Here is a 15636-nt window from a genome sequence, read left to right as displayed (position 1 = left end):
CTTCTTTCTATTCTATGCGTAAACCCCTTGTTTGACCGTTGATTCCCGAACGATGAGCTCGAGATCATATTCATAGATTTCCTTCTGACGATAGCGTTTGGAGCGGACCTTATCCATCATAATTTGGAATGCTTTTCGCGCCATTTCATCAATCGGCTGATACACGGTTGTGATGGTCGGTTCCACCAACTCCGTAATAGCCTGATTATCAAAGCCCACTACTGCCAGCTCCTCTGGAATCTTCCAGCCTGAGCGCTTTGCCTCTGAAATAATCCCGGCCGCTACTTCATCCCCGCCTGTGAAAATGGCACTCGGTTTTTCCTCCAAAGCCAAAATCTCCTGAAACACTCTTCTTCCATCCTCTATGGTAAAGGCATCACAGAAGGAAAACTCTTCACGAAATTCCACATTAAATTCCGCGAGCGCTTTTTTAAAGCCTGCCTCCCTGCTTTTGGCGACATTGCTTTTAAAGCCGCCAGTACAATAGGCGACTCTTCGGTGACCAAGTTCCAATAGATGCTTGGTGGATATGTACCCGCCATACGTCTGGTCTAGCCTTACAGATGGTACTTCTGCTTCTTCTTCAAACTCATTGCATAAAACGATTGGTCCATATTCTAAAAACGGCTCTATTACATTCCAGTCATTTTGTATGGAGGAAAGGATAATACCGTCCACTTGCTTCGTCTTTAACAAGTTCAAATAATCAAGTTCCTTTTTCTTCGAATACTTTGTCTGACAGATGATGAGCTGATAACCGTTTTCAGCAGCAGCCATTTCCATCCGTTCGATCAGTTCACTGAAAAATGGATTCATCACACGAGGAATCAGTAATGCTACCATTTCGGTTTTCTGGCTTCTCAGACTTCTTGCGGATGAATTTGGAACGTAACCAAGCTCACTCATTGCATTCGATACAAGTACGCGTTTCTTTTCGGATACATACGGGTGGTTATTTATGACACGGGAAACAGTGGTCCTTGATAACCCTGCCAGTTTTGCTACATCTTCTATTGTTGCCACGAGTCTCGCCACCTTAGCTGAAATTAATAGGTTAGTAGAATGGTTGAAATCGTTTTCATAACTACTAGTATAAAAGGAAATGTAAGTGTTTTCAATAAAAATTTTACAATTTGTATCTTAAAGTGGACTTTTCCTATGAAAAAAGGAGCCCACACAGCTTTGCCGTGGGCTCCCAAAGTTACTTTTATTCATTGATAGGTGACTGTTCTATTAGACTTGTACTAGTGTAACCCTTTTTATATTTGTACATAAAGTATGCCCAAGTCCCTGCGAGCATCACCAACATAAATCCGCTTAGTATCCAAACATTTTCCCACATGTAACCAATGTCACCGCTTGATATGACTGCTTTAAAGCCAGAAACAGAATAGGTCATCGGCAATAGAAAATTGAATGGTTGAAGTGCGTCTGGAATAAGTTCCAACGGGAAAGTTCCCGCACTTGTTGTCAACTGGAGTATTAGAATAAGGATGGCTACAAACCGCCCTGGATCTCCAAGTGTTGTTACAAAGAATTGAACTAGTGCGATAAAGGTGAAGGAAGTGACAATGCTAAATAAGATAAACAAAGGTAAACTTTTCACTTCTACTCCTAATCCATAAATCAACACAGCATCAGCTAGTAAGGCTTGCAATATCCCTACAGCTGCGAGAACTGCCACTTTACCTGCGAACCATGCAGTCCCTGAGCGAGGCTCACCAGCAGGCTCACGCATTGGATAAACGATGGATAGTAACAAAGCTCCAACAAACAAGCCTAATGATAAAAAGTAAGGCGCAAAACCTGTTCCATAATTAGGAACTCCATTCTCCACTTCTGATTTAACTTTTACCGGCTCAGAAATCATGTTGTAGGTTTTGTCTGTTCCGTTTATGGAACCTGCTTTTTCAGAAGCATCTTTTAATTTCCCCTCTAGTTCTTCTGTTCCTTTACCCACTTCAGACAGTCCTGAGGAGATTTTATCTGAGCCTTCTGCAAGCTCTTTTGTACCTTGTTGAAATTGTTTGGATCCCCCGTCTAACTGTTCCATACCAGCTAAAAGCTGACCGGACCCTTCTGCTAGCTTTTTGCTGCCCTCATTGGCTTCACCCAATTTTTCACCAAACTGTGTTAGTCCTTGGTTATATTCCGTTTGTCCCTTAAGAAGTTCTGATGAGCCTTCTGAGAGTTGTTTCGTTCCATTTGCCAACTCGGACAAACCTGTTTGAAAGTTTTTATTGCCTTCTGCAAGCTTTCTGCCGTTTTGCTCTAGAGAGGCGGTGCCTGCATTTAGTTCTGAAGCGCCTTGTTCAAGAGCCATCAACCCTTGCGAGAATTCACCACTACCATTAATCAACTGTTCAAAAGAGGCATTTATTTGTGCCTGTTGTTCTTCGCTTGCCTGCTCAATCATGGGTTCAAGTGCTTTTTTCAATTGAACCATTCCTTGATTCAATTGTTCTGCCTTTTGTTGCGCTTGTGTTGCTCCCTCTGCAAGCTTTGATGTCCCCGCATTTAATTTCCCAGCACCGTCTGCCAAGCTACCGGCTCCATTTGTGAGTTCTTGTTGCGCTAGTTGCAACTGGGCCATTCCATCATTGCTTTTTGCTAAACCTTCATTAAGGCTTCCTGCTCCAGCTTGGAGTTGCTCCGACGCCGAGGACAATTTACCTTGACCTTCAAGCAATTGGCCCAAACCTTTTGAAAGTTCTTGATTTCCCTTATGGACATCTTTTACACCATCATAAACTTTTCCAACTCCATTTTGGAATACAATTGATTTTTCTGCGGCTTGCTCCAATCCTTTTTTCAAAGCAACAGAACCATCTTCTAACTCATGGACGCCATTGTTTAGTTTGTTTGTACCATCTGCTGCCTGTTTATAACCATCTGCCAACTTTTCCAAGTTATCAAACATTGCTTCTGCATAAGTACTTGTGAGTTCTTTCGCTACTTCTTCCTTTATTTTCTCAACTGCTGTGGACCCAATTTGAGCTGATAGGAAATTGTAGCTCTCATTTGGAACGAATTTCATTTCCAAAGCAGAGGGGTTGTCATCTAATAAAGTTGTCGCACGATTTGAAAAGTCCTGTGGAATTTCAATCACCATATAATAGTGTTGTTTGTCCAACCCCTCATAAGCTTGCTCCCTTGACACAAACTCCCATTTAAAACCATCATTCTTTTTCAAATTTTCCTGAAGATCCTTCCCTATCGTCAATGCTTCACCTTCATAATCGGCGCCTTCATCCATATTGACCACCGCTACCGGAAGTTCATCCAGCTTCTCATATGGATCCCAGAAAGCCCAAAGAAACATTCCACTATATAGCAGTGGAATCAATAGTACAGCTAACACCGGAATCAATATCTTTTTATTTGTGAGCAATTGCCTCCACTCATATATTACGCTTTTCATCAATTATTACCTCCATATTACATTATGACCATTTTTTTCATTTAGTCATTTTTCTTCAAAATTTTAAGGATCATCAAGTTGATAATCCTTTGATAAAATACAATTCAAATAGATTGGCAATTTCCTCTTTGGATAATGGGGTGTGATGTTCCTCCCAGTCCACAACGAGTGCAACATAAAGCTTCAGCATCAAAAAAGCCGTGACTTCCGGTTCACACTCTCTAATTTCGCCTTTTTCAATTGCCTTTTCCATTCTCTCTTTTATAAACGTGATAATCATTTGCTCTAGCCGGTTAAGTTCTTGGTTGACTATTTTTGTACCAAGTTCCTTTTCTTCTTGAATCAATTTCACGGTTAATTGATGTTCATTTCTAAAATCAAGCAAGCTGATAAGGGCCCTGTGAGCATTTTCAAAGAATGATTGTTCAGGATTAATAGATCTATCCGCCACTTCCTGCATCTCTTTAAGAATGCCTGCTACAATTTCACTGAAAAGCTCTTCTTTATTTGAATAAAAGGTATATATCGTCCCCTTTCCAACATTGGCAAGCTTGGCGACCTGATCCATTGTTGTAGCTTTGTATCCAAATAAGGAGAATGATTTTAAAGCTGCCTCAAGGATGCTCTGTTTACGATCCATTAGTTAGCTCCTTTCCACGGAATGACTAAATGATAAACTTGGTCAACGAGTTTTATTATAGGACTAATTCAAATTAAAAGCAAGAAAAACAGGGCGAAAATTGCTCGGACAATTAAATTTAAAAAGTTCAGTTGATTGGTTAATCACCGCTGTTCCTTTCCGCTAATGGCTTCGCTTTCCACGGGGCGACCTTGAGCCTCCTCGGCAAGCCTGCGGGGTCTCAACATTGCCGCTACTCCCCTGTAGGACAAGGAAGGCTACGGTAGCGATACGTCGCACGAAGAAAATGCGTAGCATTTTCGAGGAGTCACCGCCATTAGCTCCAATCCACAGCTAGAAGTTACATTGTAGAAACGTTAATGGTTTTTTAGCAATTCAATCAAATTACTTTTATTAAACTTAAGGTGAATGAAGTAACATTGTTGATTGGAGTGGAAGGCGCGCAGACGCCCGCGGGAGGAAGTGACAGGTGAGACCCCTGAAGGGGAGTGAGGAGGCTCACGGACCGCCCGCAGGCAAGTGAAGCGCCTGGAACGGAAATCAACGGTATTATATACTTTCAAAAAAACGGTACAGTCGCGTTATTCTGCGACTTTACCGTTTTTTGATACTTATACCTGAGCAACAGGTTTGTTTCTCATGCTGCTTAACACAGCTTTTACTGCCGCTTCACCAGAATCGATGCAGTCAGGCAGCCCGACCCCTTCAAAAGAACTTCCTGCAAGATAAACCCCAGGCATATCTTCTGAAAGACGTTCATTCATCTTATGCAACATTTTTTTATGTCCGACCGCATATTGTGGCATTGCTTCTCTCCAACGTGTAACAATCGTGAATTCAGGATCCGCCCCGACCTTCATGATTTTGTTAAGGTCATCGAGTACCACTTTCTTTATTTCTTCATCGCTCTGATCAACGATTGCTTCCTCTCCCACTCTACCAACATAACAGCGAAGGATGACTTTCCCTTCTGGTGTTGTATGCGGCCACTTTTTGTGGGTCCAGGTACATGCTGTAATGGTATAATCATTGTTTCTTGACACGACAAAACCAGTACCGTCGATATCTTGTTTAAGCGCTGATTCATCAAATGCCATTGCAATGGTGGCAACAGAGGTTGAGGACATCTGTTGCAAAGGAGCAAGGTAATCCGCTCCTGAAATCAAGCTGGTTGTAGCATGATGAGGAGTCGAGATAATGACGTTATCACATTCAATGGTCCTGCCATTACTTAAAGATAGCGAGTAATGTTCCCCAGCTTTCTTTATGTTATCAACTTTAACGGCCTTTAATATATTCACTTGATCTAGCTTTTCCTCAAGGGCATCCACAAGCGTTTGAAGACCGCCGCGTAATGTCTGGAACATACCTTTTTTCTTTTGGGCAGGTGCAGGTTTTTGTTTAGGAGTGGTCTGTTTCATCCCAAGAATTAAGCTCCGGTACTTCTCTTCCACCTGCTGAAATTGCGGGAAAGTTGCCTGCAGGCTTAATTTATCAATATCACCGGCATAAATTCCAGACAAAAGCGGTTCGATAAGGTTTTCCACCACTTCATCCCCAAGTCTTCTGCGGAAAAAGGAACCAAGTGACTGGTCTTCTCCACCATTGTTTGAAGCAGGCAGGATAAGATCTGCAGCGGCACGCATTTTTCCAATCGGGGAAAATAACCCGGTTGTCACAAATGGTGATAGCTTTGTAGGAATTCCCATCACAGACCCTTCTGGCATCGGGTGAAGTTGTCCTTTAAGCAAGATATAAGCCTGACCAGTTGAATTGTGCACTAATTGGTCTTCAAGACCCACTTCTTTTACGAGTCTTCCAGCACTTAACTTTCTTGCAAGGAAACTATCAGGTCCGCGTTCAATGGTAAAACCATCGCGTCGTACGGTTTGGATCTTTCCGCCAAGTCGGTTGCTTGCTTCAATCAGGGTAATATCTATATCAAGGTTTTTCTCTTTTTTTTCCTTTTGAAGATAATAGGCAGCTGCAAGGCCAGTAATGCCTCCACCGATGATGACAACCCTTCTTTTCTCCTCATTCATGGTTTCATCGCCTTCTTTTCTAGATTTACTGAGATACTTTTTTTAATTGTTCCAATACGACGGTAGCCATCGCATCAATAAATTCTGGTTGTGTATTTGGCATTTGTGGACGATAGTACTTAGCGCCGATCTCATCCGTTACTATTTTACACTCGTAGTCATTATCATATAGAACTTCTAAGTGATCAGATACGAATCCTACCGGAGTGTAAACAAAGGAAGTATATCCTTTATCCTTGTGCAGGTCGCGGGTGATATCTTGAACATCTGGCCCTAACCATGGATCTGGTGTATTCCCTTCACTTTGCCATGCAATCTCGCAGTTTGTAACACCAGCACCCTTTGCGATAAGATCTGCTGTTTCTTGAAGTTGGTTCGGATATGGATCTCCCATTTGAATGATCTTTTCTGGAAGGCTGTGTGCGGAAACAATCAGTACTGCCTTTTCACGCTCAGCTTCATCCATTGATCCAAACGTTTCTTTCACTCTATCTACCCAGTACTGGATAAATTTCGGCTCATCATACCAGCTTTCAACAGATACGATAGATGGACCACCGATTTTTTCTGCTTCTTCTTGCGCTCGTCCGTTGTAGGATTTCACGCTGAAAGTAGAGAAGTGTGGGGCAAGTACGATGCTTACCGCTTCTTCAATTCCGTCTGCTTTCATTTGCTGAACTGCATCTTCCACGAATGGTTCAATATGCTTTAAGCCAAGGTAGACTTTAAATTCGATGCCGTCTTGGATGTTGTTCAGGTGTGCACCAAGTGCGTTGGCCTGTTCTTCTGTGATACGTGCAAGTGGAGAGATTCCACCGATAGCATTATAGCGGTCACGCAGGTCCTGCAGCATTTCGTCAGATGGTTTTCTGCCGCGGCGGATGTGTGTGTAGTATCGCTCCAAGTCTTCTTCTTTATATGGTGTACCGTATGCCATTACCAACAAGCCCATTGTTTTTTTGGACATAGAGTTTACCTCTTTTCTTTTCTGGTCTATTGGAAAATAACTCTTGAACTCCTGTCGATTTCCGTTCCGGATGGTCGCTTTCCGCGGGGCGGTGCTTGAGCCTCCTCGCTGCGCTGTGGGGTCTCAAGTCTACCGCTACCTCCCGCCGGAGTCGACCATCCTGCACTACAATCAACAGGGGAGTCAGAAAAACTTACAAATCTCTATTTATTTATTTATTTATTTATTTATTTATTTATTTATTAGAAGAATAGTCATGTACGAATGTTGCTAAACGTTTTAGTGTGTCTGGGTTTACTTCCGGGAATACGCCGTGGCCAAGGTTGAAGATGTAGCCAGGTTGTTGCATTCCTTGATCAAGTATCGCTTTTGCTTTCTCTTCAATAACTTCCCAAGGTGCTAAAAGGATAGCAGGATCTAAGTTACCTTGAACCGTTTTAGTGATACCGCGCTCTCTAGCTTCTGCAATCGGCAGGCGCCAGTCAAGACCTACAACATCAAGCGGAAGGTCGTGCCATTCATTTGCTAAGTGGCTTGCACCTACTCCAAACATGATTAGAGGTACATTTTCTTCTTTTAAAGAGGAAAAGATCCGGTTCATTACTGGTTTGATGAAATAGCGATAGTCTTCTACATTCAGTGCTCCAACCCAGCTATCAAAAATTTGGATTGCTTTTGCACCAGCATGAATCTGGGAGCGAACATAGGTAATCGTCATGTCAGCAAGTTTGTCCATTAAAGCAAACCATGCTTTTGGTTCTGCATACATAAATGCTTTTGTTTTATTATAGTTTTTAGATGGTCCGCCTTCGATCATATAGGAAGCAAGCGTAAAAGGTGCCCCTGCGAAACCGATTAACGGAACATTCAATTGTTCTTTTGTTAGTAACTTGATGGTGTCCAATACATAAGGAACATCCTCTTCAGGGTGAATCTCCCCAAGCTTTTCAACATCTTGCACCGAACGGATCGGGTTATCAATCACTGGACCAATTCCGGATTTAATCTCCACATCCACACCAATTGCAGGAAGGGGGCTCATGATGTCCTTATAAAGGATTGCTGCATCTACGTTATACTGATCAACTGGAAGCTTTGTTACATAAGCACACAGCTCTGGTTGATGCGTAATTTCAAACAAAGAATATTTCTCTTTAATTTTTCTGTATTCAGGTTGAGAACGTCCAGCCTGTCTCATATACCATAAAGGGACATGTTCTGTCTTCTCTCCTCTGCATGCTCGTAAAAATGTATCGTTAAATGTTGTTTGACTCAAAATGATGACCCCTTCCAAATGGCTTTTTTTCTACTTTTATTACGTTTCACTTCTGTCATGTTTCACTATACCTATAAATGTAAGGAAAGTATAGAATGAGGGCTTATTGTTCATAAAATAGACGATTATTCCCCCACCTTTGAATGCGGCAGTAAAATTTCCACTGTGGATCCTATCTTCTCCTCACTTTGTATCGTTAATCGTCCACCATGGTTTTCAATGATTTTCATAGACACCATAAGACCAAGGCCAGTTCCTTGTTCTTTTGTTGTGAAGAATGGCTGTCCCACTTTGGAGATCATCTCCTCAGGAATTCCGTATCCTTCGTCTTTTATCAAAAGGTCGACAAAGCCGTCCACCACTTTAGAGTGAATCGTTATTTTCCCGCCATCTGGCATTGCTTCCATGCCATTTTTTATTAAATTGATTAATACTTGTTTGATTTGGTTTGGTTCACATTCCAACCATATGTATTCTTCAAAATGAACAACCTCGATGACAATTTGATGAATAAATGCTTCACTTTCAAGGAACACACACACCTCTTGAATGAGAGCTTTTAAATCTTGCTTTTTAATTTTGATTGCCTGCGGTTTTGCCAGAGCCATAAACTCGTTCGTAATCTGATTGATTCGCTCCAATTCCTTATCCATGATGATAAAGAATTCTTTTTCACTGCTATCTTTGGAAAGAAGGTGAACGAACCCTTTTAAAACGGTAACAGGATTTCTGATTTCATGTGCCACGCCTGCTGCGAGTTCTCCAATGACAGAGAGCTTTTCAGATTGCATGAGCGCTTCTTCCGTTCTCTTTTTGTCTGTTATATCCTTCATGAGAAACACAAGCGCTATAATTTCTCCCTCCCCGTCTTTTACAGGCGTAACGGTAATGTTGAGGTCGACATGGTGTCCTTCCTTATTCGCTGTCAGTAGTTCAAATGAGAGTTGTTTCTGTTTTTTTAACTTAGTGAGAAACACACGCAATGAATTTGCAGAGGTGAAAGAGAGAAAGCTTGTTTCTGAACCAATAATAGCTTCTTCCTGCACTTTAAACATTTTCTCGAAAGAGGCATTTACTTTTAAAATAGTTCCGTTCAAATCATATACCCCAATGGAGTCCGTTGTATTATTAAAGTATGCTTCTAGATATTCTTTGGTAGAAAGCAACTCTAAGGAAGTTTGCTTTTCTTTTTTTTCCGCCCTTTCTAATAAGCTTCCAGTCAGCCTGCTCGAAAAGAGGAGAAAGATCGTGACGAAAATGGAAAACAGAATAAAATAGAACACATCCACTTTCAAATGATTGGAAAAAACAATTTTACTATAATCGATATAAAAAAATGATAAGGTAATACAGGTCAAGAAACTAGCTATTAAAATCGGCAAAATACGATTATACAAGGACGACATTATCAAAGGCATCGATAAAAAATAGAAATTGATGACATCTTTATCTAAGTAAGCAACTACCCAAAAAGGAATAAAGGATGTACATACGATGACATACATCCCCACCTTTGCAAGCTTGGGACGCAAAACAAAGAAGGCAACCAAGGCACATCCCAAACCTGCAGTGAGCATAATAGAAGGAAGAATCTCTGGGAATATAAAAAGGTTAGTTAAAATGTCCAAAATTATCAAGGTAACAAATACAACCAACATCAGCTTATTTTTCTGATGAATGATATGCCCTTGCTCCTGGTTCAACCTTCTCTCATTTATCCAAGCTTCTTTTATATCAGATGCAAAACGTGTTAAAAGTGATCTAAATTGTACATTCATCTCCCGCTTCTCCTCAAACAGTCCATTTCAATAAATTCTCTTTTTATCTTTCTAATCAGGCTGCACTACCTTATCTAAAAGTAGGATTTAAGTTCTTGGATGAAGTTCCTTCTTTTTTGGTTTGGGTGTTGTAAGGGACTACGTAATATTCCGGAACATTAAATATGTTAATATTTTTAACAGAGTATTGTTGTTCCCCAGACACTTCACTTATCAGACTTTCCTTGTCACCTGAAACTGAATAGATTCTATATACGATTCGATCATCTTCCGCTTCACTCCACTCGAGGTTGACCGTGAACAAGCTTAAAGGATGGAAAGTCATCGATCCTTTCAGTTGGATGTTCTCAGGCATGGTGATTGGTTCTTCCAAATCCGTTACACCCACTGGTACAGAAAATGCCCCGTTATCAAGTCCTGCATCACTTAATATATCCTTGAGCAATCTTGTAGGATAAGCGCCTCCTGCCGTTAAATGTTGTTCAGGAGTGGTAGTATCATACCCCATCCAGACCGTCCCAATCACATCTTGCGTATAACCAACAAACCAAGTATCCTTGATGGCATTATCTACCCCGGGATAATTTGTAGTACCCGTCTTGCCGGCAAGCTCTCCTTGAAGCTCTCCCGCTTGTGCCGAACCGTCCTGAACAACCCCTTCTAACATACGTGTCATATTCCACGCTGTCTGGGGGCTGAACACTTCCTTTTCGGCTTTTTTGGCCTTAGCGACCACTTCACCTTTTCTTGTTCGAATTTCCTGAATAAAATATGGGTCCACAATCTTCCCGTTATTTCCAAAGGCACGATAAGCTTTTGTTAGCTCTAAAGGTGTCACCCCTTCTTTCAACCCCCCAAGTGCAATCGCGAGCCCGTTATCAGGAATGGATAAATCCAATTTTTCAAGGTAGCTTTTGCTTTTTTTGATTCCCAGTTCATTTAAGGTCCAAACAGCAGGAGCATTTAATGAATCCTTTATTGCTTCATACATGGTAACTTCCGTCTTATATTGATGATGATAGTTTCTTGGTTTATAAACTTCTTGTCCATCTTTATAGGAAAGCAGTTCATCTTTTAAAAGACTGTACGGCTCATATTTCCCCTCTTCAAGTGCTGGTGCATAGACAGCCAAAGGTTTAAAAGTTGAACCAGGTTGCCTTTTGATTGTGACCCGGTTAATTCCCTTGGTTACATAGTTCCTGCCGCCGATCACCGCCATTACGCCTCCATTATGCTGATTCATCATAACAAACGCACCTTCTACCTGATCATTGGTCCCCGGGAAATATTGATTGTCCTGAAAACGTTGAAACGCGGCATCTTGAACCGCGACATTCATCGGCACCAAGATTTTATATCCGCCTCTATGCAACTCCTCTGGGGTAAAGCCATATTTCTCTTCCGCTTCGTCCATTACCATATCGATATAAGTTAAATATGCTTGCTTTTCTGGGGATTCTACAATATCCAAGCCTAATGTTTTCCCCATTAATCCAACGGCTTCTTCAGCCTCAAGATAACCTTGGTCTTCCATAAGGTGCAATACAAGGTCGCGTCTTTTTTTCGCTTCTTCTGGATGGTTGATCGGTGAATATCCATTAGGCGCTTTTGGCAGGGCTGCCAACAATGCCCCTTGCTCAACTGTCAAATCTTCTACATTTTTATTAAAATAAAGCTGTGATGCCGCTTGGACGCCATAAGCCCCATGTCCAAAATAAATCTGATTCAAATACATCTCCAAGATTTCATTCTTTGTGTATCTGCGTTCAAGGTTTATCGCGATGACAGCTTCTTTTGTCTTTCGAAGCCATGATTTTTCATTTGTTAAAAAGATATTCTTTGCCAATTGCTGAGTAAGGGTACTTCCCCCCTCCACCTTGCTTCTTGCCAAAATGTCACGGTATACCGCTCTACCAATGGCTCGAACATCTATTCCTCTATGTTCATAAAAGCGGTTGTCCTCCACCGCTACAAATGCCTCTCTGACATGAGTCGGGATTTTTTTAATTTCTACAATTTCTCTATTTTCAAAAAAAAGCGCGGCTATTTCATTCCCGTCTTCATCCACCATAGTGGTGGTGGAATCCATGATTAATTTCTTTTCATCAATAACATAGTCCCCAAGAAAAATAATAAAGATATAACCTATTAGTCCCATAACCGCAATGCATGCTATAATAAATGGAAAAAGGAAGTATTTCTTAGACAGGATTGCTTTGATGTGCGCAAGCTTCATTTGGGATAATTTATTTCTCTTAAATCTTTCCAAAGTGGTTTACCTCCTCCTATATACCGGGAATAATCATCTAGTAAGGTGTAATTGAAAGGTTGTCCACCCTATATTCTACCTTATTCTACATATTTTTTCTCGGGTTTCCCTTATTTTGTAATTATAATGTTGATATTAAACATAAAGGAGAGGATAGAAGATGAATTTTTATATGACATTCGGTACTACTGATTATTTAAGTGATTTGAAAAATAGTTTGGAAAGCGGAGAAAGCCTGATGATGTTCGGGGATGATAATGCGGTTCTTATGCACGAAACAGTAGAGCAGTCCAGCTTCAAGTCAGGAAAGAACTTTGAAGTACTTGATTCCAACGGGGATCTGTCCAAGGGGAAGTTTGCCGTTCTAAATAACATTCCAGTAACAGATGAAGGTCGTCCAGTGTTTGAATATCGTTTCAGTCAAAGAGCAGGATTAATCGAGAATGAACAAGGATTCGCAGCAATCCGCGTACTTCGCCCAACAGATTCTGATACTTATGTCATTTTGACTTTATGGGAAGATGTAAAATACTTTAAGCAATGGCAAGAATCCAAAGCTTATGATAAAGCACATGAAAAGCGTGGTACTTCCGAAGGCGTCGATCAAAAGCAACAAATCTTCCCTCGTCCTTCCTATGTAACCACCTACTATTCAGAGAAAACGGAACAAGACTAACACTACAGCACAACAAAACCCGCCCTTCCCGAAGAGCGGGTTTTCTTTTGCATCATTTTTTCTCACGCAGCACTCCATGTCTATTCGCATAAATCGCTGCCTGTGTCCTGTCTGCAACCTGCAGCTTTCCTAAAATATTGCTTACATGGGTTTTCACCGTCTTAATCCCAATAAAAAGTTCCTCACTGATTTCCTGATTCGTCAATCCATCTCCAAGACACATGAGGACTTCAAGCTCCCGCTCTGTTAAATCATCATGCGGCAACTTAGATGGCGACCGAAATCTATTCATCATCTTACTTGCCACTTTCGGTTCAATGACAGGTTCATTTTGCATAGCTTTTTCTATCGCCTTAATAATATCTTCGGCCCTCGCCGTCTTTAACAGGTAGCTATACGCCCCTGCCTCAATAGCTGGAAAAACCTGTTCATCATCAAAATAACTGGTGATAATGATAATTTTACAGTTGGGATGAAATTTGATAATTTCCCTGGTTGCGTCAATACCTGTGCCGTTTTCCATCAATAGATCCATCAGGATGACATCTGGCTTTTCTTTTTTTGCAAGCTCGATGGCTGCCTGTCCGCTCGAACCCTCCCCGACGACCTCTATCCCGGGTTCCGTTATTAAATAGGCCAACAATCCCTTGCGCACCATATCATGATCATCGACTACCGCCACTTTTATCCTATCCATTTAGTTTTCCCCCTCTCTAATTGGAATATTGATTTCAATGTGGGTTCCTTCCCCCTTCTTAGAACGGATGTGGAATTGCCCCCCTATTTCTTCGCAACGTTCTCTCATTGTGTGGAGCCCAAAGGAAGCTTGTTTTTGTTGATTTATTTCAAACCCTTTACCATTGTCACTAATAAATATGTATACATACTGATTTCCTTTTTGATGCATGTCCAACTTAACGATTGTGGCATCTGCATGTCTCAAAATATTGGATATTGCCTCTTGAATGATTCGAAAAAGATGATCTTCTGTAGCACTAGACAGCACCGTAATTTCTTGGATATCTTTTTGAAACTTGATGGGAGTTCGGTCCTCTAACTCTTCTAATAATTTGTTAATCCCAACGCACAATGTATCGTTTGTCAAGGAGACCGGTCTTAAATGAAGAAGCAAGGCTCTCATTTCTCCTTGCGCTTGGGCAGCGATGGTTGCGATATCTGTTAATTGCTTTTTTGCCTCTTGCGGATAAGAATCAAACATTCTTATGGAAGCAGAAGACATGATGCTTAAAGCGAACAGCTGCTGACTTACGGAGTCGTGAAGCTCCCTTGCCAGACGTTGCCTCTCTTCAATTGTCGCTGCATTATGTGCCCTGATTGCCAACTCATTTTTTTCTTCCGCTAGCTTTTGTAATGATTTCACTTGATTTTGGATTTTTATTGCAAGTTGATTGATATCTTCTGCTAATCTACCCAACTCATCTGTCTGTCCAACTGCTATTCTTTCAGAGAATTTCCCCCTGCCTAATGTGGCAATAAAGGTTGAAATATCCTCCACTCTCTTTTTCATGTATCCGCTTTGCTTATAGCCGAAATATAAACTAGTGATAGCCAAGATTCCGAACGCCACCACAGTCAACACCATACTCCATTGGACATTGACGACCAAACCGTCCGGATAGAACAGCAGGACCACCTGAAGAAACAGAAAAAAAAGGAACGCAGATACAACCGAAACAACCATAAAAGAACGAATGTACCAAAATCGCAAACTTTCAATTTTTGTCCCTTTATTAGACCCGATCAATTCGAACATCTCCTATTTTCATATCCAACACAATGTTAAGCTTTCTAGTAGCTTCATTGTAATTTTCGGATTCATAGTAAAGTTTGTTTCCTTTTCCTTCCGAAGAATTCCCCAATATATTTAAGTGTCCGATCTTTACTTTGGCCGACACTTTGATTGGCAGACCTTCTGGAACAAGCATTTTCAAATCTGCGACTACTCCCTTGATTTGGATACATGTTTCTTTATCCGGTATATAGGCCTTACTAAAATCAAAATAGTAATCCCCTACTACATTCCAGACAGCCAATGGTTCTACAGCCCAGTTTTGCTTATTCATTTTCATATCGCCAATCGTTATGACCCGCTTCGTACTATTTCCCTTCCATTGATCATCTTCATCCGACTCATGATGAGTATCGAAAATATCGTTGAACTCGTCATTTTCCTTTGTAAACTGGATTTTGACTGGACGTTTGTTCACAAACAGTCTCATCCCGAAATATACAATTAAAAGAGGCCACAATTTCCAAAACATATGAAACTGAAACTCGATATATCCAATCCGATCTACTAACAACAACCCTCCAAAAGCCAGTAGAAATAAGCTGATGAAAAGCGCCCGTTTATGAAAAAACAAAGTATCAACTAATAATTTCAACCCTAGAAGTACGATTAAAACCGGATAATAGGTGACAAAATACTCTTTTATTTCCAAGGAAATGACACCGATATTGACAAGCAACAACATGATTCCTATAAAAACAAATATTATTGCCATGATTTTTTGATTAAATGTTTTCATCTAATTTCAATAGCCTCC

12 protein-coding genes are annotated in these 15636 nt (G+C 41.0%); 1 reads left to right on the top strand and 11 read right to left on the bottom strand.

The window, feature by feature from the left end; genetic code table 11:
- Positions 1-12: 12 nt before the first annotated feature.
- The 8 genes from LG307_RS06460 to LG307_RS06425 form a co-directional block, all read right to left on the bottom strand.
- Positions 13-1023, bottom strand: coding sequence for a LacI family DNA-binding transcriptional regulator (locus LG307_RS06460; protein ID WP_404449135.1), 1011 nt, complete (start codon positions 1021-1023; stop codon positions 13-15).
- Positions 1024-1207: 184 nt separating this feature from the next.
- The gene (locus LG307_RS06455) at positions 1208-3421 is read right to left on the bottom strand and encodes a YhgE/Pip family protein (RefSeq protein WP_404449133.1); all 2214 of its coding nucleotides are present in this window, start codon (positions 3419-3421) and stop codon (positions 1208-1210) included.
- Positions 3422-3494: 73 nt separating this feature from the next.
- The gene (locus tag LG307_RS06450) at positions 3495-4061 is read right to left on the bottom strand and encodes a TetR/AcrR family transcriptional regulator (RefSeq protein WP_404449131.1); all 567 of its coding nucleotides are present in this window, start codon (positions 4059-4061) and stop codon (positions 3495-3497) included.
- A gap of 611 nt (positions 4062-4672) precedes the next feature.
- A complete protein-coding gene (gene hemY / locus LG307_RS06445) occupies positions 4673-6103 on the bottom strand; it encodes a protoporphyrinogen oxidase (protein ID WP_404449129.1) in 1431 nt (476 codons plus the stop codon).
- Positions 6104-6128: 25 nt separating this feature from the next.
- Entirely contained in the window at positions 6129-7070 is a 942-nt protein-coding gene (gene hemH / locus LG307_RS06440) for a ferrochelatase (protein ID WP_404449128.1), read from the bottom strand.
- 235 nt (positions 7071-7305) lie between these two features.
- Complete coding sequence (hemE, locus tag LG307_RS06435) at positions 7306-8346, bottom strand: uroporphyrinogen decarboxylase (protein ID WP_404449126.1); 1041 nt, start codon at positions 8344-8346, stop codon at positions 7306-7308.
- 125 nt (positions 8347-8471) lie between these two features.
- The gene (locus LG307_RS06430; protein WP_404449125.1) at positions 8472-10124 is read right to left on the bottom strand and encodes an ATP-binding protein; all 1653 of its coding nucleotides are present in this window, start codon (positions 10122-10124) and stop codon (positions 8472-8474) included.
- Between the two features lie 70 nt (positions 10125-10194).
- Positions 10195-12345, bottom strand: a complete 2151-nt coding sequence (locus LG307_RS06425) for a transglycosylase domain-containing protein (protein WP_404450393.1) — start codon at positions 12343-12345, stop codon at positions 10195-10197.
- A gap of 208 nt (positions 12346-12553) precedes the next feature.
- Between LG307_RS06425 and LG307_RS06420 the strand changes: the two genes are divergently transcribed.
- Positions 12554-13069: an antibiotic biosynthesis monooxygenase family protein gene (locus tag LG307_RS06420; RefSeq protein ID WP_404449123.1), complete on the top strand. Its 516-nt coding sequence runs from the start codon at positions 12554-12556 to the stop codon at positions 13067-13069.
- 52 nt (positions 13070-13121) lie between these two features.
- On the opposite strand, the gene LG307_RS06415 is transcribed toward LG307_RS06420, so the two are convergent.
- From LG307_RS06415 to liaF, 3 genes are read right to left on the bottom strand one after another with little or no spacing between them, the layout of a single operon-like run.
- Positions 13122-13766 (bottom strand): response regulator, encoded by a 645-nt coding sequence (locus tag LG307_RS06415; protein ID WP_404449121.1) that lies wholly within the window; start codon positions 13764-13766, stop codon positions 13122-13124.
- Positions 13767-14843, bottom strand: coding sequence for a histidine kinase (locus LG307_RS06410; protein ID WP_404449119.1), 1077 nt, complete (start codon positions 14841-14843; stop codon positions 13767-13769). It lies immediately after the preceding gene.
- Complete coding sequence (gene liaF, locus LG307_RS06405) at positions 14821-15618, bottom strand: cell wall-active antibiotics response protein LiaF (RefSeq protein ID WP_404449118.1); 798 nt, start codon at positions 15616-15618, stop codon at positions 14821-14823. Before liaF ends, LG307_RS06410 begins: the two co-directional genes overlap by 23 nt.
- Positions 15619-15636: the final 18 nt, after the last annotated feature.

Source organism: Sutcliffiella horikoshii, from assembly GCF_044809035.1.
GTDB classification, from domain to species: Bacteria; Bacillota; Bacilli; order Bacillales; family Bacillaceae_I; genus Sutcliffiella_A; species Sutcliffiella_A horikoshii_G.
This window is presented reverse-complemented; position numbering and strand designations above follow the sequence as displayed.